The organism is Luteimonas sp. RC10, assembly GCF_014192745.1.
In the GTDB taxonomy this organism is placed as follows: domain Bacteria; phylum Pseudomonadota; class Gammaproteobacteria; order Xanthomonadales; family Xanthomonadaceae; genus Luteimonas.
Genome location: NZ_JACHYJ010000002.1, coordinates 396,173 through 420,903 on the forward strand (window position 1 = coordinate 396,173; position 24,731 = coordinate 420,903).

At 69.2% G+C, this 24,731-nt stretch carries 21 protein-coding genes and 1 pseudogene; 9 read left to right on the forward strand and 13 right to left on the reverse strand.

The window, feature by feature from the left end; translation table 11 throughout:
• From dapE to map, 5 genes are all read right to left on the reverse strand, one after another.
• Positions 1-1,143, reverse strand: a complete 1,143-nt coding sequence (dapE, locus tag FHW73_RS05580) for a succinyl-diaminopimelate desuccinylase (RefSeq protein ID WP_183425721.1) — start codon at positions 1,141-1,143, stop codon at positions 1-3.
• A 96-nt stretch (positions 1,144-1,239) separates the two neighbouring features.
• On the reverse strand, positions 1,240-1,596 hold the full coding sequence (locus FHW73_RS05585) for an arsenate reductase (protein ID WP_183425722.1): 357 nt from the start codon (positions 1,594-1,596) through the stop codon (positions 1,240-1,242).
• 81 nt (positions 1,597-1,677) lie between these two features.
• A complete protein-coding gene (gene dapD / locus FHW73_RS05590) occupies positions 1,678-2,511 on the reverse strand; it encodes a 2,3,4,5-tetrahydropyridine-2,6-dicarboxylate N-succinyltransferase (protein ID WP_183425723.1) in 834 nt (277 codons plus the stop codon).
• A 30-nt stretch (positions 2,512-2,541) separates the two neighbouring features.
• A complete protein-coding gene (gene glnD, locus FHW73_RS05595) occupies positions 2,542-5,157 on the reverse strand; it encodes a [protein-PII] uridylyltransferase (protein ID WP_183425724.1) in 2,616 nt (871 codons plus the stop codon).
• Between the two features lies 1 nt (position 5,158).
• The gene (map, locus tag FHW73_RS05600; protein ID WP_183425725.1) at positions 5,159-5,941 is read right to left on the reverse strand and encodes a type I methionyl aminopeptidase; all 783 of its coding nucleotides are present in this window, start codon (positions 5,939-5,941) and stop codon (positions 5,159-5,161) included.
• Positions 5,942-6,273: 332 nt separating this feature from the next.
• Here map and FHW73_RS05605 point away from each other — a divergent pair, with 332 nt between their 5' ends.
• The 7 genes from FHW73_RS05605 (at position 6,274) to tsf (ending at position 13,661) form a co-directional block, all read left to right on the forward strand.
• Entirely contained in the window at positions 6,274-6,816 is a 543-nt protein-coding gene (locus FHW73_RS05605) for a spore coat U domain-containing protein (protein WP_221187429.1), read from the forward strand.
• Between the two features lie 9 nt (positions 6,817-6,825).
• On the forward strand, positions 6,826-7,377 hold the full coding sequence (locus tag FHW73_RS05610) for a spore coat U domain-containing protein (RefSeq protein ID WP_183425726.1): 552 nt from the start codon (positions 6,826-6,828) through the stop codon (positions 7,375-7,377).
• A 34-nt stretch (positions 7,378-7,411) separates the two neighbouring features.
• Positions 7,412-8,185, forward strand: coding sequence for a fimbria/pilus periplasmic chaperone (locus FHW73_RS05615; RefSeq protein ID WP_183425727.1), 774 nt, complete (start codon positions 7,412-7,414; stop codon positions 8,183-8,185).
• Positions 8,185-10,521 (forward strand): fimbria/pilus outer membrane usher protein, encoded by a 2,337-nt coding sequence (locus FHW73_RS05620; protein ID WP_183425728.1) that lies wholly within the window; start codon positions 8,185-8,187, stop codon positions 10,519-10,521. Before FHW73_RS05615 ends, FHW73_RS05620 begins: the two co-directional genes overlap by 1 nt.
• Entirely contained in the window at positions 10,521-11,570 is a 1,050-nt protein-coding gene (locus tag FHW73_RS05625) for a spore coat U domain-containing protein (protein ID WP_221187430.1), read from the forward strand. The genes FHW73_RS05620 and FHW73_RS05625 overlap by 1 nt, the downstream gene beginning before the upstream one ends.
• A 288-nt stretch (positions 11,571-11,858) precedes the next feature.
• Positions 11,859-12,644 carry a 30S ribosomal protein S2 gene (gene rpsB / locus FHW73_RS05630; RefSeq protein WP_183425730.1) on the forward strand — a complete coding sequence of 262 codons (786 nt, stop codon included), beginning with the start codon at positions 11,859-11,861 and terminating at the stop codon, positions 12,642-12,644.
• Between the two features lie 138 nt (positions 12,645-12,782).
• Positions 12,783-13,661, forward strand: coding sequence for a translation elongation factor Ts (gene tsf, locus FHW73_RS05635; RefSeq protein WP_183425731.1), 879 nt, complete (start codon positions 12,783-12,785; stop codon positions 13,659-13,661).
• Between the two features lie 197 nt (positions 13,662-13,858).
• On the opposite strand, the gene FHW73_RS05640 is transcribed toward tsf, so the two are convergent.
• Positions 13,859-14,968 carry a hypothetical protein gene (locus tag FHW73_RS05640; RefSeq protein ID WP_183425732.1) on the reverse strand — a complete coding sequence of 370 codons (1,110 nt, stop codon included), beginning with the start codon at positions 14,966-14,968 and terminating at the stop codon, positions 13,859-13,861.
• Positions 14,969-15,158: 190 nt separating this feature from the next.
• Between FHW73_RS05640 and FHW73_RS05645 the strand changes: the two genes are divergently transcribed.
• Together FHW73_RS05645 and FHW73_RS05650 are read left to right on the forward strand one after the other, a co-directional pair.
• Positions 15,159-15,353 carry a hypothetical protein gene (locus FHW73_RS05645; protein ID WP_183425733.1) on the forward strand — a complete coding sequence of 65 codons (195 nt, stop codon included), beginning with the start codon at positions 15,159-15,161 and terminating at the stop codon, positions 15,351-15,353.
• A 39-nt stretch (positions 15,354-15,392) separates the two neighbouring features.
• Entirely contained in the window at positions 15,393-16,409 is a 1,017-nt protein-coding gene (locus tag FHW73_RS05650; protein ID WP_183425734.1) for a DUF6624 domain-containing protein, read from the forward strand.
• A 60-nt stretch (positions 16,410-16,469) separates the two neighbouring features.
• Here the strand turns inward: FHW73_RS05650 and galU are convergent, their stop codons facing one another.
• From galU to cmk, 7 genes and pseudogenes are all read right to left on the reverse strand, one after another.
• Complete coding sequence (galU, locus tag FHW73_RS05655) at positions 16,470-17,372, reverse strand: UTP--glucose-1-phosphate uridylyltransferase GalU (protein ID WP_183425735.1); 903 nt, start codon at positions 17,370-17,372, stop codon at positions 16,470-16,472.
• Complete coding sequence (locus FHW73_RS05660; protein WP_183425736.1) at positions 17,369-19,288, reverse strand: nucleoside-diphosphate sugar epimerase/dehydratase; 1,920 nt, start codon at positions 19,286-19,288, stop codon at positions 17,369-17,371. The genes galU and FHW73_RS05660 overlap by 4 nt, the downstream gene beginning before the upstream one ends.
• A 6-nt stretch (positions 19,289-19,294) precedes the next feature.
• Positions 19,295-20,299, reverse strand: coding sequence for a glycosyltransferase family 4 protein (locus FHW73_RS05665; RefSeq protein ID WP_345776148.1), 1,005 nt, complete (start codon positions 20,297-20,299; stop codon positions 19,295-19,297).
• Complete coding sequence (lapB, locus tag FHW73_RS05670) at positions 20,300-21,478, reverse strand: lipopolysaccharide assembly protein LapB (protein ID WP_183425737.1); 1,179 nt, start codon at positions 21,476-21,478, stop codon at positions 20,300-20,302. It lies immediately after the preceding gene.
• A 181-nt stretch (positions 21,479-21,659) separates the two neighbouring features.
• A pseudogene (locus FHW73_RS05675) lies at positions 21,660-21,986 on the reverse strand (integration host factor subunit beta); the annotation flags it as partial.
• A gap of 39 nt (positions 21,987-22,025) precedes the next feature.
• Complete coding sequence (gene rpsA / locus FHW73_RS05680; protein WP_183425738.1) at positions 22,026-23,714, reverse strand: 30S ribosomal protein S1; 1,689 nt, start codon at positions 23,712-23,714, stop codon at positions 22,026-22,028.
• 264 nt (positions 23,715-23,978) lie between these two features.
• Positions 23,979-24,659 (reverse strand): (d)CMP kinase, encoded by a 681-nt coding sequence (cmk, locus tag FHW73_RS05685; protein ID WP_183425739.1) that lies wholly within the window; start codon positions 24,657-24,659, stop codon positions 23,979-23,981.
• Positions 24,660-24,731: the final 72 nt, after the last annotated feature.

The following is a 24,731-nucleotide window of genomic DNA, read 5'->3' on the forward strand; positions in this document are numbered from 1 at the left end:
TCAGCCGGGCGCGGCGGGCAGCAGCAACCGCGCCACCAGCGTCTCATACAGCGCCGGCAGCGCTTCGAGATCGGCGACGCGGACGTGTTCGTCGACCTGGTGGATGCTGGCGTTGACCGGACCGATCTCGATGCATTGCGCGCCCAACGGCGCGATGAAGCGGGCATCGGACGTGCCGCCACCGGTGCTTTCCTCAGGCGCGGTGCCGGCGAAGGCCGTCAGCACCTCGCGCGCCGCCGCGCGCAGCGGCCCTTCCGGCGTATGGAACGGCTCGCCGCTGCGATGCCAGTCGAGGGTGCAATCCAGGCCGTGCCGCGCCAGCAGCGCGGCGATCTCGGCCTCCAGCCGCGGCGCGTCCCAATGCGGGTTGTAGCGCAGGTTGAAGTGCACCGTTGCACTGCCGGGAATCACGTTCGTCGCGCCCGTGCCGGCGGCGATGTTGCTGACCTGCAGGCTGGTGGGCGGGAACGAGTCGAAACCGTCGTCCCAGTGCCGGCCGACGAGTTCGGCCAGCGCCGGCGTCAGCAGATGGATCGGGTTGCGCGCCTTGTCCGGATAGGCCACATGCCCCTGCACGCCGTGCACGGTCAGCGTGGCCGACAGGCTGCCGCGCCGGCCCACGCGCAGCAGATCGCCCAGGCGCCGGGTCGACGACGGCTCGCCGGTGATGCACCAGTCGATCCGCGTGCCGCGCTCGGCGAACGTGCGCGCGACCCGGCGCACGCCGTCGATCGCCGCGCCTTCCTCGTCGGAGGTCAGCAGCACCGCCAGCGTGCCGGGATGCTCGGGATGCGCGGCGACGAAGCGCTCGGCCGCGATCACGAACGCGGCGACGCTGCCCTTCATATCGGCCGCCCCGCGCCCGTACAGCGCGCCGTCGCGGATCTCGGGCACGAACGGATCCGAGCGCCAGTCCGCGACCGGGCCGCTGGGCACCACGTCGGTATGGCCGAGCAGCACCAGCACCGGCCCGCCGGCCCCGTGCGTGGCCCAGAGATTGTCGACGTCGCCAAAGCGCAGCGATTCGATCGCAAAGCCCGCCTGGGCCAGGCGTCCGGCGAGCAGCGCCTGGCAGCCGGCATCATCGGGTGTCACCGAGCGGCGGGCGATCAGGTCACAGGTGAGATCGAGAACGTCGGACATGGCAGCTCGCTTGGAACACGGTCAGTGCACGCACACCGGCGGTTGGCCCGGCAGGAGGGCATGACACGCCCGCCGGGAGCCTTGCGCCGGAGCCTTTCAGTCGATGCCGAAGCGTTTCTTGAAGCCGTTGTCGCTGAAGCCCTGGGTGACCGTGCCGTCCTCGGTGACCACGACCGGGCGCCGGATCAGCTGCGGGTACTCGCGCAGCAGCAGCTTCCATTCCGCCTCACTGGCCGCAGCCTTGCGGTTGTCGGGCAACTGCCGCCACGTGGTCGAGGACTTGTTGACCATCGCCTCGAAACCGCCCAGCTGCGTGGCCCAGGCGACCAGCGTCTCGGGGGTCGGCTTGTCATCGCGGTAGTCGACGAAGGTGTGCGCGACACCGAAGCGGTCGAGCCATTTGCGCGCCTTCTTGCAGGTATCGCAGTTTTTCAGGCCGTAGAGCGTGGTCATGGGAGAGTCCTTGAACAAGCGCCGGGATCGACCCGGCGTGAGGTCGTCGGCCGCTGCAAGTGCGGCGGCCGTCCGGCCGGCTCAGTCGGCCAGGCCGCGCAGCAACTCGTTGACCGAGGTCTTGCTGCGGGTCTTTTCATCAACCTGCTTGACGATGACCGCGCAGTACAGCGAATGCGAGCCGTCCTTGGCCGGCAGCTGGCCCGAGACCACGACGCTGCCCGGCGGCACGTAGCCATAGGAGATCTCGCCGGTCGCGCGGTCGTAGATGCGCGTCGACTGGCCGAGGAACACGCCCATGCCAATCACGCTGTGGTGACCGACGACGACACCCTCGACGACCTCCGAGCGCGCGCCGATGAAGCAATGGTCCTCGATGATCGTCGGGCTGGCCTGCAGCGGTTCGAGCACGCCGCCGATGCCGGCGCCGCCCGACAGATGCACGTGCTTGCCGATCTGCGCACACGAGCCCACCGTGGCCCAGGTGTCGACCATCGTGCCCTCGCCCACGTAGGCACCGATGTTGACGAAGCTCGGCATCAGCACCACGTCGCGGCCGAAGTACGTGCCGCGGCGCACCGCGGCGCCCGGCACCACGCGCACGCCGGCGGCCTTGAAACGCGCTTCATCAAAGCCGGCAAAGCGCGCCTCGACCTTGTCCCAGAACGGCGCCGGCTGGGCATCGATCACCGCCATGTCGTTGCTGCGGAAGTACAGCAGCACCGCCTTCTTGAGCCACTCGTTGACCTGCCAGCCGCCGTTGCCATCAGGCTGGGCCACGCGCAGCTCGCCCGATTCCAGGCCGGCCATCGCCTGTTCGACCGCCGGTTTGACCACATCGCCGATCTCCTGGGCGGTGAGCTCGGCGCGACGCGCGAACGCGTCCTCGATCAATGTCTGCAGCGCGTGGGTCATGGCGGATCTTCGTGGGGAAAAACAGGGGCGCTATCGTGCCATGTCACCGTCGATCGAAGCGAGCAACGCAGCGCGCAGCGTGTCCTGCGCCGCCTCGTCGAGCGGCTGGCCGTCGGCGCCGACGAGCCGGAACACGTCCTCGACGCGTTCGCCGAACGTCGCCACGCGCGCATCGTGCACGCGGATGCCGTGCTGGCGCAGCACATGCGCGACGTCGGCCAGCAGGCCCGGCCGGTCGGTGCACACCAGACTGAAGACTGTATGTCGTCCGTCGGCACCGGGATTGAATTCGATCCGCGGCGGCACGCGGAAGTGCCGCAGGTGGCGCGGCTGGGCACGACGCGCCGGGCGCAGGTCGAGCGCCCCGCCGAGCACGGTGGCGAGCTTGCGCTCGATCGCGGCCAGTTCCAGCGGATGGCGCGTGTCCATCGGCAGCACCTGGAAGACGTCGAAGATCGTGCCGCCCGGCCCATCGAGCGCGCGCGCCTGCTGGATCGCCAGACCCAGACGGTCGAGCGTGATCACGATCGCCGAGAACAGACCGTCGCGATCGGGCGAATGCACGAACACCTCCAACGCCTGTGCCCCGGCGGCAAGCCGGCGCACACGCACCACCAGCCCGCCCTGGGCACTGTCGCGCAGCGCCAGCGCCTGCCACACCACCTGGTCGGCGCGCCCACGCAGGAAGCTCTCCTGCGGAATCCGCGCGAACAGGGCGTCGGCCTGGGCATCGTCGATGCCGTGGGCCGACAGTAGTCCACGGGCGCGGTCGCGCGCTTCGGCGATGCGCTCGATCGCCGCCACCGGGTGCTCGAGACCCCGGCGCAGCGCCAGCCGCGTGGCGCTGCGCAGATCGGTCAGCAGCCGGTCCTTCCAGGCGTTCCACAGCTTGGGCGAGGTGCCGGCGATGTCCGCGCAGGTCAGCAGGTACAGGTAATCCAGCCGTTCGCGGTCGGCGACCTCGGCGGCGAACTTGTGGATCACCGCCGGGTCGGAGATATCGAGCTTCTGCGCGCTGGTCGACATCAACAGGTGGCGCCGCACCAGCCATTCGACCAGCGCGGTGTCGGTCTCGCCCAGCCCATGGCCCTCGCAGAACGCGCGCGCATCGACCGCGCCCAGTTCCGAATGGTCGCCGCCGCGCCCCTTGCCGATGTCGTGGAACAGGCCAGCCAGCAGCAACAGTTCGGGCTTGCGCAGCTGCGGCCACACTTCGTGTGCGGTGGAAAACCGCTCGTCCGGCGCCTCGGAGGCGAAACTGGCGATGTTGCGCAGCACCGCCAGCGTGTGTTGATCGACGGTATAGGCGTGGAACAGGTCGAACTGCATCCGCCCGGTGACATTGGCGAACTCGGGAATCCATACCCCCAGCACGCCGAGCCTGGCCATGCGCTCGAGCGTGCGCACCGGCGTGGGCCCACGCAGCAGGGCCATGAACTGCTCGCGCAGCGCCGGCGAGGCACTGCGCCACGACGGCAATGCATGCAGCGACTCGGCCAGCGCACGCGCGGTCTGCGAGTGCAGGCCGCGCAGCTCCTGCCGGTCGGCCCAGATCGCGAACAGATCGAACACCCGCGCGATGTCGCCGCCGGGCCAGACGTCATCGCGCGCCACCAGGTAGCCGCGCTGCACGCCGAACTCGGCATCGAGCGGCCGCAGCGCGCCCTCGCCCTCGATCTGTTCCTCGAACCGCTGCAGCAGGCGTTCGCTGATCCGCTGCACCACCGCGGCGCTGCGGTAGAACTCCTGCATCATCTTCTCGACCAGCGGGTTGTCGGCCTGTTCGACGTGATGCAATCGCGCGGCCAGCGCCTTCTGGTAATCGAAGCGCAGCCGTTCCTCGGCCTTGCCGGCGACCAGGTGCAGCCCGAAGCGCAGCCGCGAGAGCGTGCGCCACTCGCGTTCGAGTGTGGCGTGCTCGTCGACCCCGAGCTGGCCGAGTGCGATCAGTTCTTCCAGACCGTAGATACCCAGGACGCGGCGCGCCATCCAGCGCAGGTTGTGCACATCACGCAGGCCACCGGGCCCGTCCTTGATGTTGGGCTCGAGGTTGTCGGCGGTGTCGCCGAAGCGCGCGTGGCGGGCTTCGAGCTCGCGCCGCTTGGCGTGGAAGAACTCGGCGGCCGGCCAGACCTTGGGATCGGCGATCGCGTCCATCAGCGCGCGCACCTCGCTGATGTTGGCCAGCAGCGGACGCGCCTCCAGCAGCGCAGTCAGCACGGTCGCATCGGCGGCGGCCTCGGTGCACTCCGCAAAGCTGCGCACCGCATGGCCGACCGGCAGCCCCAAGTCCCACAGCAGCGCCAGCATCCGGCTCAGGGCCTGGGCGTGCGCGGCCTGCACCTCCGGCTCGCCGACGATGAGCAGGTCGATATCCGAATGCGGGAACAGCTCGCCGCGGCCATAACCGCCGACTGCGAACAGCGCCAGCACCGCCTCGCCGGGAATGCAGCGCGCCCAGGCCTTGCGGACCCAGCCGTCGACGGCGTTGGCGCGTGCGGCCAGCAGCCGGTCGATGTGCTGGCCGGCATCGAAGCCCTGGATCAGCCGGGCGTCGTGCGCGGCGAGCGCATCGCGCGCCTCCGCCACCCAGGCCGCGTCGCCGTCGTCGGCGGCAGGTGCGGTGGCGGCGGTGCGCTCGCCCACGTCAGAGGAACGCGTCGTTGTCGTCGCCCGGAATCCGGGTCAACACGTCGACGCCGTCGGCGGTGACCGCGACCGTGTGCTCCCACTGCGCCGAGAGCTTGCGGTCCTTGGTAACCACCGTCCAGCCGTCGGGCAGCACCTTGGTGAAGCGCGTGCCCTCGTTGATCATCGGCTCGATCGTGAAGGTCATGCCTTCCTGGAGCACGACGCCGGTGCCCGGCGTGCCGTAGTGCAGCACCTGCGGCTCGTCGTGATAGACCTTGCCGATGCCGTGGCCGCAGTACTCGCGCACGACGCTGAAACGCTCGCTTTCGGCGTACTTCTGGATCGCGTGGCCGACATCGCCGAGCGTGGCGCCCGGCCGTACCGCGCGGATGCCGCGCCACATCGCCTCGCGGGTCACCTCGACCAGCCGTTTGGCCATCACCGACGGCGTGCCGACGAAGTACATGCGGCTGGTGTCGCCATGCCAGCCATCCTTGATGACGGTCACGTCGATGTTGATGATGTCGCCATCCTTGAGCACCTTCGCATCGCTCGGGATGCCGTGGCAGATGACATTGTTGGCCGAAATGCAGGTGGTCTTGGGATAGCCCTTGTAGCCGACGTTCGCCGGGATCGCGCCCTGCACGTTGACGATGTGCTCGTAGCAGATGCGGTCCAGCTCGTCGGTGGTCACCCCGGGTTTGACGTGCGGGGCGACGATCTGCAGGACTTCGGCGGCCAGGCGGCCGGCCACGCGCATCTTCTCGATCTCGTCGGGCGTCTTGGTCTGAATGCTCATCCGGCCATTATCGCAGATCGCTCCGGCCTGCCGCGCGCGGGGCCGCGGCATCGCGGCATGACACGCCCATTGCCACGGGTCACCCACCGACTCACGGCCCCTTCACCGACGGGCGTTTCAGTATGGCCGCGCACAGGATGCACTGCCTTATCGATGAATACGCAGTGACGCTGCCGGGCCGCAACGGCCTCGGGCAGCGCGGACAGGAGACCGCCATTGGACGCCGACATTGCCGCCGCGACCTTGCCGCCCCGGCGTCCAGCTGCTGACGACCGCACGCCGGTCGCTCCCTGCCCGCATGTCCTTCCGATCCCACAAGACGGAGATGTCCCATGCGCTTGATGCCATTGACCGCCGCCGCCCTGCTCGGGCTGGTCGCTACGACCGCCCACGCCGATATCACCGGCCAGATCGACGCCACCATGACACTCCAAGCCGGCTGCATCATCAACGGCGTCGACACCACCGACGGGACCAGCGCCGGCACCCTGGGCACGCTCGATTTCGGCACCGAGACCACGGTGTTCGACCAGGCCGATGCCGAGGTGCAGAACGCGGGCAGCGCGATCACGATCCGGTGTTCGGAAGGCGTGGCGCCCACCATCGCATTCGATGGCGGCCTCAACCCAGGCACAGCGCCCAATGGCGGCGCCACCCGGGCGCTGGCGCTGCAGGGCGGCGCGGAGCCGCGCTTCATCGGCTACGAGCTGTACTCCGATGCCGGCAGGTCGACCGTGATCGCCAATGGCGACCCGCTGACGCTGCCTGCCGACGGCAGCGCGCAGACAGTCAACGTCTACGGGCGTGCATTCGGGGGGACGGCGCTGCTGCCGGGCACCTATACCGATGTCATCGGCGTGGTGATCACGCTCTGATCGACCGCGATGTGCGCCCACCCGCACCGGCCCGGCGCCCGCCTTGCCGGCGGCCTGCTCGCGAGCCTGCTGGCCGCATCGCCTTGCGCGCTGCAGGCTGACACCCAGGCCACCTTTCCGGTCTCGGCCACGGTGATTCCCGGCTGCGCGATCGACGGCCTGGGCAGCAGCGGCGCCGCGGGCGTGATGGCCACGCTCGATTTCGGTACCGACAGTGCGCTGTCGAGCGCCGTGCGCACGGCCAATGCCGGCGCCACGCAGGTGGTCACGCTGCGCTGCACGGCCGGGGTGGTGATGCGCATGCGCATCGACGGGGGCGCGCATGCGGCCGGGGGCCTGCGGCAACTGCGTCATGCCTCGGTCGATCGCCGGATCCCGTACCGGTTGTATCGCGATCCCGCGTTCACCCAGGAAATCGCGATCGACCAGGCGCAGGCGATCACCGTCCCCGGCACCGGGCTGCTCGGCGTCGCATTGCCGGTCCACGGCCGACTGGCACTTCCTGGAGACGCCCTGCCCGGGACCTACACCGATACCGTCACCGTGACGCTGGACTGGTGAGGCGCCTGCGCCTGGCCATCGACAAGGACCTGTCATGCCGATCCCTCCCTGCCGCCAAGGCCCCACATTCCCCATTGTCCGCTGGCTGATCGCCGCACTGCTGGCGCTGGCAGCGACCGTGAGCCCTGCGGCCAATTCGCTGCTGATCTGGCCGGTCAATCCGACCATCCGGCCCGGCGAGCAGGCCACCGCGCTGTGGATCGAGAACCAAGGGCGGACCACCGCGCACCTGCAGCTGCGCGTGTTCGCCTGGCAACAGCTCGATGGCGAGGACGACTACCGCGTCCAGCACGACATCGTCGGATCACCGCCGATGACCCGTATCGCGCCGGGCCAGCGGCAGTTGGTCCGGCTGACCCGGACTGCGCCAACGCCGGTGCCCCGCGAGCTCGCCTACCGGGTCGTGGTCGACGAGATTCCCGTCCAGGCGGCGGACACGGCCCAGGCGGACGCGCCGGCCGGGGTGCGCTTCCAGTTCCGCTACTCGATCCCGCTGTTCGTCCTCGGCGAGACCGCCGCGCACGACGGGCCGCAACTGGCATGGACGCTCGAGCAACGCGAGGGCCAAACCTTCCTGCTGGTGCACAACCACGGCCACCGCCATGCGCGCCTGACCGGCCTGGGGTTTCGTCGGCAGCGCGGCGCGCACGTCCCCTTGCAGAATGCGCAGTTGGGTTACGTGCTGGCCGGCAGCGTCGCACGCTGGCCGCTGACCGATGCGACGCAGGCCGAGGGCACGCTTGAGGCGCATGTGGACGATCACCGGCGCCTGCGCACGATTCCGCGCATGCCAGGGCCGAATCGCTGATGCCGGGCTCGGCATCGGTGCGGTTGGCGCCGGCGCTGTTGTGCGCAGGCCTGGCGCCGGCGTTGACGACCCAGGCCGGTCCGCCGGGCCGGCTGCCGCCGCCCCCGCAGGCGACCGATGCCATCGGCGAGGGCGTGGTGCACCTGGAACTGGTGGTCAACGGGCTGGCATCGGGGCGCGTGGTGCCGGTCGAGTTGCGCGACGGCCATTACCTGGTCGACGCGGCCGCGCTGCGCGCCTTGCACGTGCGCGTCGACACGCCGGATCGCGACGGCCGGGTCGCGGTCGACCGCCTGCCGGGCGTGACCGTCGCCTACGACATCGCCCACCTGCGCCTGCGCCTCGATGTGCCCGTTGACTGGCTGCCGTTGCAACACGTCGACAGCGACAGCGGGCTCACCCGGCATCCGTCGCAGTCCAGCCGCGGGGTGCTGCTCAACTACGATCTCTACGCCACGCGGGCAGCGGATGCGTCCACCGCCGCCTCGCTGTGGACCGATCTGCGGTTGTTCGGCGACCCCGGCACGCTGTCGTCGTCAGGGGCCTGGCGCCACGGCGGCAGCGGCCGGGCGTTCGTGCGCTACGACACCCGCTGGCAACGCGTCGACGAGGCGCATGCGCGGCTCTGGGAAGCGGGCGACCTGATCACGCGCGGGCCGGCCTGGACCTCGCCGGTGCGGGTCGGCGGTCTGCAGTTCTCGCGCGATTTCTCGCTCCGGCCCGACATCGTCACCTATCCACTGCCGCAGTTCGCGGGCCAGGCCGGCGTGCCATCGGCCGTGGACCTGTACGTCAACGGCACGCTCGCCGCGCGTGAGCGCGTCGATCCCGGCCCCTTCGCACTGACCGACGTGCCGTTCATCAATGGCGCCGGCGAGGCGGTGGTCGTGGTGACCGATGCGCTGGGCCGGCAGGTCGCCACGGCCGTGCCGTTCTATGTCAGCAGCCGCCTGCTCGCGCCGGGACTGAGCGACTTCGCGCTCTCGGTCGGCGCCTTGCGTCGCGATTACGGACTCCAGGACTTCGCCTACGGCCCGGTCGTCGCCTCGGCGGCCTACAGCCGTGGGCTCACCGAGGCGCTGACTGTCGAGGCGCTCGGCGAGGCAGCCGATGGCCTGACCCGGGTCGGCGCCGGCGGCGCGGCCCGGCTGGGCATGCTGGGCATCGTCAACGCCGCCTACAGCCACAGCACATCGCAGGGCCGGTCGGGCGCGCAATTCGATGTCGGCTACCAGTACGCGCGCCGCGGATTCACGCTGTCGGCGCAGCATCAGCGCAGCGACGACGACTTCGTCGACCTCGCACGCTACGACCCGCGGGCCGCGCTGCCGTTGCGGCCGCACACGACGGTGGTCGCCGGCAGCGTGGCGCTCGGGCGCTGGGGCAGCGTGGGCCTGGGCCATATCGCGCTGGAGAATGCGGACGCCTCGCGCACCCGGCTGGTCAACCTGTCGTGGAGCGTGTCGCCGTGGCCGGACATCGGGCTCTACCTGTCGGGCAACCGCGACATCGACGCCGGAACCTGGTCGGCGGTCGCCCAGGTCGTCGTCTCGCTGCGCAACGGCAACGTCACCGCGACCCACGATCGCGCCAGCGGTCGCGGCGATGCGCAACGACTGCGCTACACCCGCCCGGTCCCCAGCGATGGCGGCCTGGGGCTGGGGCTGGGCTACAGCCGCTTCGCCGGCGGCGACGATCAGCTCCAGCTCGACACGCTGTGGCGCGGCCGCCATGTCCAACTCGGCGGCGGCCTGCGTGGCAGCGGCGGCGCGCACACGCTGTGGGCCAATGCCGCCGGTGCAATCGTGCGCATGGACGGCGGCACCTTCCTGTCGAACCGGATCTCCGATGCCTTCGTGGTGGTCGACACCAACGGCTTTGCGGACATCCCGGTCCGCTACGAGAACGTGACCGTGGGCACAACTGACCGCAACGGCCGGCTACTGGTGCCCTGGTCGGGCGCGCACTACGCGGCGAAGTTCGAGATCGATCCGCTGCAACTGCCCGCACATGTGCACACGCCGGTGGTCGAGCAGCGCGTCGCGGTCCGCCGCGGCAGTGGCTTTGTGATGCGCTTCCCGGTCGAGCGCGCCCGCGCCGCCCTGGTGACCCTGCACGATGCCCGGGGCGTCGAACTCGCACCGGGCACGCCGGTGACCAGCGATCAGGGTGAACAAGCCCATGTGGGCTGGGACGGGCTGGTCTACCTGTCGCGACTGGCGCTGGACAACGTGCTCACCGCACACCCGCCCGACCAACCGTCCTGCACTGCGCGCTTCACGCTCGAGGCCGACATCGAGGCAATGGCGCGGATCGGCCCATTGGTCTGCCGATGATGCGCCCGCGTGCCCACGCCGCCCCGAGTCCGCGCAGCCGCCTGCTGTGCCAGCTGGCCTCTGTCCTGATGCTGTGCATGCTGTGCGTGGCCGGCGCCGTGCAGGCGCAGGACACCGGCTCGTGCACAGTGACGAGCGCGCAGGCCGATCTCGGCACGACCGGCACGCTGGCATTGGCCCAGAGCCCGCGCCAGGCGGCCGGCAGCGGCGGCCTGGCGTGCAGTGCACTGGCCTTGCTCAGCGCCTCGTACATCAAGGTGCGGTTGGAAAGCTCGACCTTCCAGTTGGCCCACGGTGGCGGCGGACCGTCGATCCCGTTCACGGTGCTGGCCCAGAGCACCGGGCCGCAGATCGGTCAGGGTCAGGAATTCGACTTCTCGGCACTGAACCTGCTCAACCTCTTCAGCGGACCGGGCGGCAGCCTGCCGCTGTACATCCGCACCGCGCCCACCCCGGGCCTGCGTGCGGGCACCTATACCGGCACGGTCAATCTGCGCTGGTACTTCTCGATCTGCACGCTCGGCCTTGGGCCGGTCTGCGCCTACTCGCAGAGTCCCGGCTTCGTCCGCCCGGGCCTGCTGACGCCGATCAACTGGGGCACCGGCATCCCGGTGACGGTGAATGTCGTGTTGCGGCTGGAGAACGACTGCGCGATCTCGGCCCCGCCCCTGGACTTTGGCAGCGCACCGCTGGCCGGCGCCTTCGAGCCCGTGGTGCAACAGATCACCGTCCGCTGCAGCGCGGGCGCCGCATACACGGTCGGAATCGACGACGGGCAGCATTTCTCCGCAGGTTGGCGGCGCATGCGCGACGACCTCGCGCCCACCCAGTTCCTGCGCTACGCGCTCTACAAGGGCGCGGCCTCGGGGGAGCGCTGGGGCAGCGTCGGTGCCGAGCGGCGCTCGAGCGCCGGCGCCGAGCTCAATCCCGGCGTCCACACCGGCGCGACCGCGCAGGGCTTCACGTACCGGGCGCTGATCGACCCGACCCAGCCCACGCCGCCGCCCGGGGTGTACCGCGACACGCTCCGGGTCGACATCCGCTTCTAGGTTCCGGCCCCGGGCCGATTGCGCCCAGTCGGCAGCGCGGGGTAGAATCCCGCGCTTGCCGTGCCCGCTCGTCGGGCCCGACACGCAACGCCGGGCGTCACCGGCGAATACACACCTGTCGCATCGACCCGTGCCGGGGTGCCTCGCAAGAGGTTCGGCCACGGAGGCGACGGGGAGGCCCAACCCCGGAATCGAGATGCGAATCCGATCGCCAAGTGCCTGCGCATCTGCGTGCGGACTTGCCACGACACCGGCTTCGCTCGATTCCACCATCACGAGACTATCGAAATGCCTCAGATCACCATGCGCCAGATGCTGGAAGCCGGCGTGCACTTCGGCCACCAGACGCGCTACTGGAACCCCAAGATGTCGCCGTACATCTTCGGCGCCCGCGGCAAGATCCACATCATCAACCTCGAGAAGACGGTTCCGCTGTTCAACGACGCGATGAACTTCATCTCGGGCATCGCCCAGAAGCGCGGCATGATCCTGTTCGTCGGTACCAAGCGCAGCGCGCGCGAGGCGATCAAGGAAGAGGCCGAGCGTTGCGGCATGCCGTACATGACCCAGCGTTGGCTGGGCGGCACGCTGACCAACTTCCGCACCGTCAAGCAGTCGGTGTCGCGCCTGAAGGAACTCGAGTCGGCCGAGACCGACGGCACGTTCGACAAGCTGGTCAAGCACGAAGTGCTGGGCCTGCGTCGCGAGCGCGACAAGCTCGAGGCCTCGCTGGGCGGCATCAAGGAAATGAACCGCCTGCCCGACGCGCTGTTCGTCATCGACATCGGCCACGAGAACATCGCGATCCAGGAAGCCAAGAAGCTCGGCATCCCGGTCATCGCCGTTGTCGACACCAACTACGATCCGGCGCTGGTGGACTACGCGATCCCGGGCAACGACGACGCGATCCGCGCCGTGCAGCTGTACGCCAACGCCGCGGCCGACGCCGTGCTCGAAGGCAAGGCGGCCGCGCCGAGCGCGGCGACCGTGCGCGAGGAAGAGTTTGCAGAAGGCGGCGACAAGCCGGCCCGCGCCCCGCGCGGCAAGAAGACCGAGGAAGCCGCGGCCGAGTAATCGCCGCGACATGCGGCTGCGCCATGCTGCGCAGCCGCAGCGCCTCCGGCGCGGTCGCCGTTCGCTTGCGAACGGCGACCGCCAACGACCGGCCGTGCTCCGCGCGGCCGACGCATCCACCGAACACTGAGGTCATCCATGGAAATCACCGCATCCCTGGTCAAGGAACTGCGCGAGCGCACCGGCGCCGGCATGATGGAGTGCAAGAAGGCGCTGGGCGAGACCGCCGGCGACATCGACGCCGCCGCCGAAGCCCTGCGCAAGTCGGGCCTGGCCAAGGCCGACAAGAAGGCCGACCGCGTCGCCGCCGAAGGCCGCATCGTCGCCACCCAGGACGATCGCGCCGCGGTGCTGGTCGAGATCAACTCCGAGACCGACTTCGTCGCCAAGGATGACAACTTCCTGCGCTTCACCGAAGCCGTCGCCCAGGCCGCCCTCGCCTCGGGCGCTGCCGATATCGACGCGCTCAAGGCCGCGAAGCTCGCCTCGGGCGAGACCGTCGAGGAAGCGCGCGCTGCGGTCATCGCCAAGGTCGGCGAGAACGTGCAGGTGCGCCGCATCGTGCGGATGGAGAGCAGCCACAACCTGGCGGCCTACGTCCACGGCGGCCGCATCGGCGTGCTGGTCGAGCTGCAGGGCGGCGATGCCGATCTGGCGCGCGGCCTGGCGATGCACGTCGCGGCGATGAACCCGCCGCACAACAAGGCCGCCGATGTCCCGGCCGAGTTCATCGAGAAGGAAAAGGAAATCGAGCTGGCGAAGATGTCCGACAAGGACAAGAACAAGCCGGCCGACATCCTCGAGAAGATCATCAGCGGCAAGCTCAACAAGATCGTCAACGAGGTCACGCTCTACGGTCAGCCCTACGTGCTCGACACCGACAAGACGGTCGAGGCCACGCTCAAGGCTGCCGGCGCGGACGTGCTCGGTTTCAAGCGCCTGGCCGTCGGCGAAGGCATCGAGAAGGTCGTCGAGGACTATGCTGCCGAAGTGATGAAGCAGGCCGGCCTGGCCTGATCCATCCGCCGCGGTGTCCTTGGACATCGCCAGGCGACCGAAAAGCACGCCCCTTGCGGGCGTGCTTTTTTTTGCTTCATCTCCCTCGTTCGCGAAAATGAGCGTGCTTCTTCGAAAACGGCAGCGGCCTGCCAGCCGGAAGCCGCGCTCCCCTCGGTCCGGACCGCTTTGCGATCCCGCCACGCGACGCACGCGCTTCACTCCTGAAACACCACGCCCTCCATCGACACCGGCAGGTGGTCCTGGGCCGCGCCCTGCAGGAACGCCTCGTAGTCCGGGCTCCCCCGGAACGCCGCGAACCGGTACGGGAACTGCGCCAGATCCGCGTCCGAAAAGTCCGGCCTGCGCGCCAGGAACAGGCCCACGAGGGCCGAGAGCACCGGCAGGTCCGGGCAATCCTCTTCCATCCACAGGCATTGCCCGGACTCATTGACCTCCAGAAAGACGAAGCCGCCATCCGGCCGGACGATGAAGTCGAACGAGCCGTGGACCAGGCCCAGCATCGCCATGACCCGCAGGCAGCCCTCGCGCACATGATCGGGCAGCTGGAACGGCGTCACCGTCGGATGTTTGGCAGCGTGGCGCCAGTCCACCGCCAGATCGGGATCGCCGCGCGTATCCAGCCGCGCGGCGATCACCGCCTGCCCGAAGATCGCCACCCGCACCTCGAACGCCTTGTCGACGAAGTGCTGGTAGATCAGCGGGGACGCCTGCAGGACACGCGGATCGGCCAGATCCTGCTCGGTCACCAGCGAGGACAGATACTCGTACGAACGGCCATCGCGCGTGTTCCACAGATGTGGGAAGAACGGCTTGGCGATGACGCGGCCGCCGTGCGCGCGCACGAACGCGCCGATACGCGCCGGATCGTTGCTCGCCAGCGTCTGGGGCACCGTCATGCCGCAGGCCTGCGCCAGACGCAGCTGATGCAACTTGTTGTGCCGGCTGGTCATGAAGCTCGTCAGCGGGTTGACCCACCAGGCCTGCGGCGCGAGCACATGCAGCATTCCCCAGAAGAAGCGCTCGCTTTCGCGGCGGCAGGCCTCCGCATCGCGGGCATCCAGGCCGTCCGGCACGCCGGGCGAGCGTCCGATCCGGCGGATCCACACGAAGTCGCAGTCGGCATCGGGCAGGCTGCCCGACACCGCATGCGCGGTCTCGCCCAGCTCGAAGCTGTGGGTCGCGCGCGCCGGAAAGTCGCTCAGGCACATCCAGCGCGTCGCGATCCCGCGATCGGCGAGCGCCCATGCCACCGCGCCTGCATGGACATCTCCGGGATGGGTGACCACGCGTAGATGTCCAGGCATGAAGAGCGTTCCGTCGATGGCGATGCGGGTGTTCTACCTCAGACCGCAGCCACCATGCGAGCGGCCGGTCGGCGCCCGACACCGCGAGCCTGCGCTTTACGGATGAGTTGACACAGGGGACGGTCATGGACTAAGACACCAAGGACGCCGCCATGTCGACGGCGCCGCGAATCGAAAAGGAGACGTCGCCATGTCGAAGCCAGGACCCGCCGCCCAATCGCCCGCCGCCGACGCGCCCGGCAGCTTCCGCCTGCTCAGCCGCCAGCTCGCGCGTGACCTCACCGACACCGAGATCGACGCCGTCGCCGGCGGCACGACCTCGCGGACCCAGCTCTCGGCCCAGGTCTCGGCGCAGATCATCGTCGTCGACGATGCCGATGCCTGAGTCACCGGCCGGGCACCCTGCCCGGCCGACCTCCGCTTGATGGACCGCGCAACGCGCCGAGCGCTGAGCGCGCTGCTGCTGCTCGCTGCCGGTTCGACCGCGTGGGCCGGCACGCCGACGCCCGAGCTGCTCGATCGTGTTCCCAGCGAACAGGCGGTCGATCTGACCCGGCTGGATTGGATCCGGCCGCGCTTCTCGCCCGATCCGGCCGAGCGCGCGCACTGGCAGGCGCTTCTAGGATGGGCCGAGGCCGCACGGCGTGCACGCACCGCGGCGCTACGTGACAGCTTGCGCACGCGCGGCGTCGACGCCGCGGCGCTCCCCGAGGCCTGCTACGGGGACCGGCGGTGCGGCTTGATCCTGGATGCGGAAGCGACGGCGTCCGCATTCGACGACTGGCCGGCCTTCGAAGCGTCCGCCCGGGACGCGTGGCCGTACGTGCTGGGCCTGCGCCGCGCGGTGGAGATCGTGTCCCAAGTCCAGGCCCCGGCGCCGGACGCCGATGACGCCGGCACGCTGGCTGCGGACCTGCAACGGCGCGCCATCAACGACCAGATCCTGCGCTATGCCCTCGATGGCGTGCCCGGCCGCGAGATGACGCCCGGCGATCCGCTGTACGCGACCTACGCGTTCGCGCTCGGCGACGATGTGCGCCGGCTGGACGCGGACAACGCCGCGTTCGCGGCGCAGTTGATGGGCCGTCACGACGGCTGGCCCGCGCCCACCGCACTGCCCGAACAGGCGCAGGCCCAGCTGTGGCTGCTGGTCCAGCACGCCGACCAGCGGCCTGATCTCCAGCACGCGGCGCTGCTCGCCATGCAACAGCGCCATGCCGGCGGCCCGATGCCCACCCGCTACGGCTTTCTCTACGACCGGGTCATGCTCAAGCTCGACGGCCGCCAGCGCTACGGCACCCAGGTCACCTGTATCGAGGGCCGACGCGCGCCGCAGCCGCTGGAAGATGCGGGACAGGTCGACGCGTTGCGCGCCGAGCTGAAGATGCCCCCGCTGCGTGAGTATCTCGCCCGTTTTCCGGATTGCGCCACGGCGCCGTGACGCGGCGCGAAACGGGCCCGCTCACGCAGCCAGGCGCAAGCGAACCCGTGGCCTGTGCGGTCAATCGAGGTCGCGGACGCCGAGTTCGTCAAGCGCATTGCGCATCAGCGCCGCGGCCGGCTCGCTGAGCTTTTCGTTGTCGAGCGCGTAACGGATCGTCGCCTCGATCAGCCCCAGGTGCGTGCCGCAGTCGAAGCGCGTGCCGCGGAAGCGGTAGGCATGCACCGGCTTTTCGGCGAGCAGGGCCGAAATGGCGTCGGTGAGCTGGATTTCCCCGCCCGCCCCCGGCTGGGTCTGCTCGAGCAGCGCGAAGATGCGTCCATCGAGCACATAGCGGCCAACGACCGCCAGCGTGCTCGGTGCGTCCTCGGGCTTGGGCTTCTCGACCATCGAGTGGATGCGGCCATGCCGACCCTCGAACGCATCGGTGGCCACGATGCCGTAGCTGGCGGTCTTCTCCGGCGGCACGTCCTGCACCGCGATCATGCTCGCACCGGTCTGCGCGTGCGCATCGGCCATCTGCTTGAGCGCGCCGTCGCCGCCCCGGTTCCACAACAGGTCGTCGGGCAGCATCACCGCGAACGGCTCGTCGCCGACCACCGGTCGCGCACACAGGACCGCATCGCCCAGGCCACGCGCCTCGGGCTGGGTCACGAAGATCGCGCGGACCCCGTCGGGCAGCGGCCGGCGCACCTTCTCCAGCAGTTCGTGCTTGCCCGACGCCTCGAGCCGGTCTTCGAGCTCGTAGGCCTTGTCGAAGTAGTCGCCGATGGCGTGCTTGTAGCGGTTGGTGACGAACACCAGTGTGTCGCAACCGGCCTCGATCGCCTCGTCCACCGCGTACTGGATCAGCGGGCGATCGACGATCGGCAGCATTTCCTTGGGAACGGTCTTGGTCGCGGGCAGAAACCGCGTTCCCAGGCCGGCGACGGGAAACACCGCCTTTCGAATCCTTTGCGTCATGGTTGTCTCGCGTGTCGTGGGGGAAAGGCGACGATGGTCGCTGTGGTACTGGTGCGCTGCAGTGTCGCATCCGCGGCGGCCGGCTTGAACTCGGGCACGGCGTCGCGCAGCGTTGCCCCCAGTTGCTCGAGGTCGTAGCGCGCGACGCCATCCTCGAGGCGCGCCAGCGCCGCGGCCAGCTTGTCGGGATGCACGGGACGCGCCTCGGCCTGCAGGATCTTCGGATGCACGGTGGGCCGGTAGCGTTCGTCGGCGTGGAACAGGGTCTCGTGCAGCTTTTCGCCTGGACGCAACCCAGAGTAGACGATCGCGACATCGCGGCCGGGTTGCTTGCCGCCGAGGCGGATCATCTGCTCGGCCAGCAGGCGGATCGAGACCGGCTCGCCCATATCGAGCGTGTAGACGGCCTGCGAGGCACCGATCGCGACCGATTGCATGATCAGCTGGCAGGCCTCGGGAATGGTCATGAAGTAGCGGGTCACCTCGGGATCGGTGACCGTCACCGGGCCACCGCGCCGGATCTGTTCGCGGAACAGCGGCACCACGCTGCCGGCCGAGTCGAGCACATTGCCGAAGCGCACGGTCACAAAGCCGGTCCCGCCGGCGCTCGCCAGGTCCTGGCAGACCATCTCGGCCAGGCGCTTGGTCGCACCGAGGACGTTGACCGGATCGACTGCCTTGTCGGTGGAGATCAACACGAACGTGCTCGCGCCGTGCTCGACCGCCGCACGGGCGACATTGCGGGTGGCCAGCACATTGTTGCGCACGCCCTCGCGCAATTGCTGCTCCAGGACCGGCACCTGCTTGTAGGCCGCGGCATGGAAAACCGCATCTGGCGACGACAGCCGCATCGCGTGCCCCATCACCGCGGGATCGCCACAGTCGCCGAGCACGGGCGTGACCCGGATATGCGGAAAATCACGCCGCAGTTCGGCCTCGATGCGGGTCAGCGCGAGTTCGTCGATCTCCACCAGCGCGATCTGCGCGGCGCCATGGCGCGCGCACTGCCGGCACAGTTCCGAGCCGATCGAACCGCCGGCACCGGTCACCAGCACGCAGCGCCCGCGCAACCAACCACGGATCGCCTTCCAGTCCGGCAGCACCGGCTTGCGCCCGAGCAGATCCTCGATCGCGACTTCCTTCAGTTCGCCCGGCAGCGAGCGGCCTTCGAGCAGGTCGTCGAGCCGGGGCACGGTCCGGAACGGCAGCGCCGTCCGTTCGCAGGCCGCGACCACGCGGCGCATCGCCGCGGCATCGGCCGACGGCATCGCGATCACCAGCAGCTTGGCGGCGGTCTCCGGCGCGATCCGCTCCACGTCCTCGACCCGGCCGAGCACCGGCACGCCCTGCAACTGGCTGCCGCGCAGTTTCGGCGCGTCGTCGAGGAACCCGACCGGATCGTAGGCGCCGGTCCGGCGCAGATCGCGCACCAGGGTCTCGCCGGCCTGACCGGCCCCAAGGATCAGCACCCGGGTCGCGGTCTGGTCCAGCCGCACGCTGCCGTGGTCCTTCCAGGCCCGGTACAGAAGCCGGGGCATGCCCAGCAACGCTGCCAGCAGCAACGGGTAGACGATCAGCACGCTGCGCGGGACGAGATCGAGCCGGTTGTAGACGAACAGCACCAGCAGGATCGCGAGCAGGCCCAGCACCGACGCCTTCACGATGTTGAGCAGATCCGGAATGCTGGCGAAACGCCACACGCCGCGGTACAGGCCCACGCGCCAGAAGATCACGCCTTGCGCGATCAGGATCAGCGCAACCTCAACCGACACCGGCGAGAAGGCGGGCGCCAGTGCCATGACCGAGAGACGGAACTGGTGCAGGCCGACCCAGCACAGCCACACCATGGCCAGATCGTGCACGACCACCGCCACGCGGGGTCCCAGGACGCCGAGGCGGGTCCTTACATCATGCATCGGGATTCATCCTTGAGGGCAACGTTGCCCGGCGAGCAAGCGGACGCGGGCCGCGCACCAGACGGAGACAATGAGCAAATACCATGCGACCAAGGCTCCGATGATAACCGGGCGACCGTGCCCGGCGAGCAATCCGCACGCCAGCACCCCGACCATCGACAGCGCCGCATAGCCTGCGGCGACCCTCGCATGCGGATGCCCGGCCTGCACGGCGCGCTGGTAGACATGCTGCACATGCGGCGTCCACCAGCGTTCGCCGCGCAGCATGCGTGAAACGAGTGTCAACGACGCGTCAATCAGGAACGGCGCCAGCGGAAAACCCAGCGCCCAGACCGCAGGGTGACCGATCTCCAGCGACGTTGCCGCGATCAGGCCCGCCAGCACGAAGCCGAGGCTGCCGCTGCCGACATCGCCCAGGAAGATCCGCGCCGTCGGGCAGTTGAACGGCAGAAAGCCGCCACACGCGGCCAGCAGTGCGATCGCCAGCATGCCGGCCCCGCCCCAGGCCCCGGCGGCCCACACAACGGCCAGGGCCGCCAGCATCGCCTGGCTCGTCGCGATGCCGTCGATCCCGTCCATGAAGTTCCAGACATTGATCAGGCCGACCGCCAGCACGAACACCGCCGCGCCCCACCATAGCGGCTGACCGGCATGGACCACCGCGACCGCCAACAACGCCCCGGCGATCGCGTGGACCGCCAGCCTGGACCACGGCGACAACGGCCGGTGGTCGTCGACCCAACCAATGCCGGCAACCAGCACCAAGCCGGCCAGCAAGGCCAGGGGCACGCCGGGGAAGGCCGCCTGCCAGGCCGTCCATGCGAACACGCCCAGCATCACGACCACGATTGCGATACCGCCGCCACGCGGGGTGGGCACCACGTGGCTGCGCCGTTCGCCCGGGGCGTCGAGCAACTGGCGCGAGAGCGCATAGCGACGCGCCAGCCAGGTCCCCGCCAACGCCGAGACCAGGGCCAGGGCGGCGACTGCGATGAGCGCCTGCGGCTGCACTCAGACCACGGCGTAGTTCAGCAGCGGCTTGATCGTGCCCCACTCCTTGCAGCTGGGACACTGCCAGTGATGGCTGCGCGCGCCAAAACCGCACTGCTTGCAGCGATAGCTGGGATTGCGCACCAGCAACTGCTCGGTGATCAGCCGCAGCTCCTGCAGCGTGCCGGCATGGTCGACGCCGTCGGCAAGCGTGAGATCGATCAGCGCCGCCTCGCCGCGGACCGACGGCCGGTCCTTGAGCTGGCGCGCCAGGTAGGTGCGCGCCGCATGCACGCCCTCCTCCTGTTCGACCAGCCGGGTGAGCGCCAGGACCGGCGCCACGCCCGGGTAGTGCTCGGTCATCTGCGACAGGAAGTTGCGCGCACCGGGCGTGTCGCCGACCCGCTCGTAGGCGGCCAGCAGCGGCCCGAGGATCTCGGGCAGGAAATCGGGATCGTGGCGGGCTGCGCGCTCGAACGCGCGGATCGCCGCGACATCGTTGCCGGCATCGATCTCGATCCGGCCCTCGAGGATGCCGGCGCGCACCGAGCCCGAATCCGCGGCATACGCGCGCGCGACCGCCGCACGCGCCTCGTCGGGGTTACCGGCCGAGCGATGGCGATCGGCCAGCTCGCATTCGAACTGCGCGATCAGCTTGCCCATCGGTTCGCCGGTCGCCGCTTCGTAGCGGGTGGCATTCTCGATCGCCTTCGCCCAGTCGCGCTCGGCCTGGTAGATGCCGATCAGGTGGCGCAGCGCATGCGGCGCCCGCTGGTCGATGCGGGCCAGATCGCTGAACACCGTTTCGGCGCGGTCGAGCAAGCCGGACTTCATGTAGTCCTCGCCTAGTGCCAGCAGCGCCTGCACCTTCTGCTGGTCGTTGAGATCGGGACGCTGCACCAGCCCCTGGTGCAGGCGGATCGCACGATCGACCTCGCCGCGCCGACGGAACAGATGGCCAAGCGCGACCTGGGTCTCGAACGTGTCCTTGTCGAGCTCGGCGATGTGCAGAAACAGCTCGATCGCCTTGTCGGGCTGTTCGTTGAGCAGGTAGTTGAGACCGCGGAAATAGGTCGTCGACAGCCGACTGACCTGGGTATCGCTGTGCCGCTCGCCGCCGCGTCGCCCGATCACCCAGCCGCTGAGCGCCGCGATCGGCAGCAGAAGGAAGAACCAGAACCACTCGGTGACAAACGCCATGGATCACGCTCCATCAGGAAGGTCGTCTTGCGTCCACGTCGCGCGGCGCGGCCGACACACGCGACCACGGCATCGCGACGACGGTCGACGGGCCGTCGTCGATCCTAACCGCTCGGGGATCGGCGGTGCCAACCATCTGCGGCGGCACCGGGAAGAAAGAAAACGGCGCGCCTTGGCGCGCTCACTCGTCCGCGGGCAGCGGTTGCACGTCGCTGACGCGATCGCGCAGTTCCTTGCCCGGCTTGAAATGCGGGACGTGCTTGCCCGGCAGCGCCACAGCGTCGCCGGTCTTGGGATTGCGGCCGGTACGCGGTGGACGGAAATGCAGCGAGAAGCTGCCAAAGCCACGGACCTCGATGCGATCGCCCGCCGCCAACGCGCCGCCCATCATTTCGAGCATGGCCTTGACCGCCAGGTCGACGTCCTCGCCCTTGAGGTGGGCCTGCCGCTGGGTCAGCAGCTCGATGAGTTCCGACTTCGTCATGTCTCTGTTTGCAGATGCGCAAACGCCGGCCCGGGGACGACCCCCGGACCGGCGCCGAACGCATTACTCCGACTTGTTGCCCAGCTGTTCGCGCAGCAGCGCGCCCAGCTTGGTGGTGCCGCTCGACGCGTCCGAGGCCTGCTTGTTGTACTCGGCCAGGGTCTCGGCGGTCTCCGCCTCGTCCTTGGCGCGGATCGACAGCTGCAACGAACGGGTCTTGCGGTCCATGCCGAAGTACTTGGCCTCGATCTCCTGGCCGACCTTCAGATGCTGGCTGGCATCGTCGATGCGCTGGTCGCTGATGTCGCGCGCCGACACGTAGCCTTCCACGCCCTCGCCCAGGTCGATGACCGCACCCTTGGCGTCGACTTCCTTCACGGTGCCCGAGACCTTCGAGCCACGCGGGTTGTTGGCCATGAACTGGCCCAGCGGATCCTGCTCGAGCTGCTTGACGCCCAGCGAGATACGCTCGCGCTCCGGATCGACCGCCAGCACGACGGCCTCGAGGGTGTCGCCCTTCTTAAAGTTGCGGGCCACGTCCTCGCCGGTCGAGTTCCAGGCGATGTCCGACAGGTGGATCAGGCCGTCGATGCCGCCGTCCAGACCGATGAAGATGCCGAAGTCGGTGATCGACTTGATCTGACCGTCAACCTTGTCGCCCTTCTTGTGGATCGCAGCGAAGGTCTCCCACGGGTTGCTGGTGACCTGCTTGATGCCCAGCGAGATGCGGCGACGCTCTTCGTCGACGTCGAGCACCATGACCTCGACCTCGTCACCGACCTGCACCACCTTGGACGGGTTGACGTTCTTGTTGGTCCAGTCCATCTCCGAGACGTGCACCAGACCCTCGACGCCCGGCTCGATCTCGACGAACGCGCCGTAATCGGTGACGTTGGAGACCTTGCCGAACACGCGGGTGTTGGACGGATAACGGCGCGAGATGTTGTCCCACGGATCCTCGCCCAGCTGCTTGAGGCCGAGGCTGACGCGGTTGCGCTCGCGGTCGTACTTGAGCACGCGCACTTCGAGCTCCTGACCCACTTCCACCACTTCGGACGGATGGCGCACGCGCTTCCAGGCCATGTCGGTGATGTGCAGCAGGCCGTCGATGCCGCCCAGGTCGACGAACGCGCCGTAGTCGGTGAGGTTCTTGACCACGCCCTTGAGCACGGCGCCCTCGACCAGCTTCTCCATCAGCGCTTCGCGCTCTTCGGAGTGCTCGCTCTCGACGACCGCGCGGCGCGAGACGACGACGTTGTTGCGCTTGCGATCGAGCTTGATCAGCTTGAACTCGAGTTCCTTGCCCTCGAGGTAGACCGGGTCGCGGACCGGGCGCACGTCGACCAGCGAGCCGGGCAGGAACGCGCGGACATCCTTGATGTCGACGGTGAAGCCGCCCTTGACCTTGCCGCTGATGCGGCCGGTGATGGTCTCGTTCTTCTCGAGCGCTTCCTCGAGTTCGTCCCACACCATCGCGCGCTTGGCCTTCTCGCGCGAGAGCACGGTCTCGCCGAAGCCGTTTTCGAGCGAGTCCAGCGCCACCTTGACGGTGTCGCCCTCGGCCACGTCGATCTCGCCGGCCTCGTTACGGAACTGCTCGATCGGCACGATGCCTTCGGACTTCAGGCCGGCGTTGATCACGACGACGTCGGTGCGGACCTGCACCACGACGCCGGTGACGATGGCGCCCGGCTTGAGCTTGGCCAGGTTGGTCTGGCTCTGTTCGAACAGTTCTGCGAATGATTCGGTCATTTGGTGAATACCTGGTTGATGTCGGACCGGGCCGGCCAGCGACGAAGCGCGGTACCGTCAGGTCCACCCGTTGATCGGCCGTCGCGGGATTGCAGGGCCGTGAGTGTTGGCATGGAAGAACACCCGGCGCCGCGCCTTGGGCGCGATGCCGGAACCGTTGGAGCGATGACGCGGTGTTGCGGCTGCGGCATGCGACCGGACGCTCCGTCCGGGGGCACGCGACTGCTGGGCGCGCCGGCGACAGCAGGCGCGCCGGACCGGGGTTCAGTCCATGCGCGCCGGCAGCAGCGCCAGCACCTGCGCCACGACGGCCTCGATGCCCAGGCCGGTGGTGTCGATGCGGACGGCCTCCTCGGCCGGCCGCAACGGCGCCACTGCGCGGCTGGCATCGCGGGCGTCACGCGCGAGGATCTCGCGCAGCAGACCGTCCATTGTCACCGAAACCCCCTTGCCCTTCAACTGTTTATAGCGACGCTCGGCGCGCTCCTCGGCGCTCGCGGTCAGAAACACCTTCCAGCGCGCGTCGGGAAAGATGACCGTGCCCATGTCGCGCCCGTCGGCGACCAGTCCCGGCGGCGTCCTGAATGCGCGCTGCCGGTCCTTGAGCGCCGCACGGACCTCGGGAATGGCCGCGATCGCCGAGGCCGCCGCCCCCGCGGTCTCGGTCCGGAGCTCGTCGGTGGCGTCGTGCCCGTTGACGATCACCCGCGGCTCGCCAAAGGCATCGTCACGGAAGGCGATCGTGGTATCGAAGGCGCAGCGCACCAGCGCGCCGGCATCCCCCAGATCGAGATCGGCCCAGCCGGCCGACACGGCGACCGCCCGATACAAGGCCCCCGAGTCCAGGTAATGCCAGCCCAGCCGCTGCGCGACCGCCCGGCTGATCGTGCCCTTGCCCGACCCGGAGGGCCCGTCGATCGTCAACACTGGCACCTCGGCCGTCATAATGCGTCTCCTGCGCAGGCGCCCGAGGGCCCAAGCGCTTGAATCAGGTGGAAATAAGCCGCTAGAATAGCC

Excerpts from the sequence above, each read along its gene's own strand:
- map (WP_183425725.1), bottom strand. The coding sequence starts at position 5,941 with ATGAGCATTCAGACCAAGACGCCCGACGAGATCGAGAAGATGCGCGTG.
- FHW73_RS05585 (WP_183425722.1), bottom strand. The coding sequence starts at position 1,596 with ATGACCACGCTCTACGGCCTGAAAAACTGCGATACCTGCAAGAAGGCG.
- FHW73_RS05615 (WP_183425727.1), top strand. The coding sequence starts at position 7,412 with ATGCCGATCCCTCCCTGCCGCCAAGGCCCCACATTCCCCATTGTCCGC.
- FHW73_RS05660 (WP_183425736.1), bottom strand. The coding sequence starts at position 19,288 with ATGCATGATGTAAGGACCCGCCTCGGCGTCCTGGGACCCCGCGTGGCG.
- FHW73_RS05640 (WP_183425732.1), bottom strand. The coding sequence starts at position 14,968 with ATGCCTGGACATCTACGCGTGGTCACCCATCCCGGAGATGTCCATGCA.
- lapB (WP_183425737.1), bottom strand. The coding sequence starts at position 21,478 with ATGGCGTTTGTCACCGAGTGGTTCTGGTTCTTCCTTCTGCTGCCGATC.
- galU (WP_183425735.1), bottom strand. The coding sequence starts at position 17,372 with ATGACGCAAAGGATTCGAAAGGCGGTGTTTCCCGTCGCCGGCCTGGGA.
- cmk (WP_183425739.1), bottom strand. The coding sequence starts at position 24,659 with ATGACGGCCGAGGTGCCAGTGTTGACGATCGACGGGCCCTCCGGGTCG.
- FHW73_RS05610 (WP_183425726.1), top strand. The coding sequence starts at position 6,826 with ATGTGCGCCCACCCGCACCGGCCCGGCGCCCGCCTTGCCGGCGGCCTG.
- FHW73_RS05605 (WP_221187429.1), top strand. The coding sequence starts at position 6,274 with ATGCGCTTGATGCCATTGACCGCCGCCGCCCTGCTCGGGCTGGTCGCT.
- FHW73_RS05625 (WP_221187430.1), top strand. The coding sequence starts at position 10,521 with ATGCGCCCGCGTGCCCACGCCGCCCCGAGTCCGCGCAGCCGCCTGCTG.
- FHW73_RS05645 (WP_183425733.1), top strand. The coding sequence starts at position 15,159 with ATGTCGAAGCCAGGACCCGCCGCCCAATCGCCCGCCGCCGACGCGCCC.
- tsf (WP_183425731.1), top strand. The coding sequence starts at position 12,783 with ATGGAAATCACCGCATCCCTGGTCAAGGAACTGCGCGAGCGCACCGGC.
- rpsA (WP_183425738.1), bottom strand. The coding sequence starts at position 23,714 with ATGACCGAATCATTCGCAGAACTGTTCGAACAGAGCCAGACCAACCTG.
- dapE (WP_183425721.1), bottom strand. The coding sequence starts at position 1,143 with ATGTCCGACGTTCTCGATCTCACCTGTGACCTGATCGCCCGCCGCTCG.
- FHW73_RS05620 (WP_183425728.1), top strand. The coding sequence starts at position 8,185 with ATGCCGGGCTCGGCATCGGTGCGGTTGGCGCCGGCGCTGTTGTGCGCA.
- dapD (WP_183425723.1), bottom strand. The coding sequence starts at position 2,511 with ATGACCCACGCGCTGCAGACATTGATCGAGGACGCGTTCGCGCGTCGC.
- FHW73_RS05650 (WP_183425734.1), top strand. The coding sequence starts at position 15,393 with ATGGACCGCGCAACGCGCCGAGCGCTGAGCGCGCTGCTGCTGCTCGCT.
- rpsB (WP_183425730.1), top strand. The coding sequence starts at position 11,859 with ATGCCTCAGATCACCATGCGCCAGATGCTGGAAGCCGGCGTGCACTTC.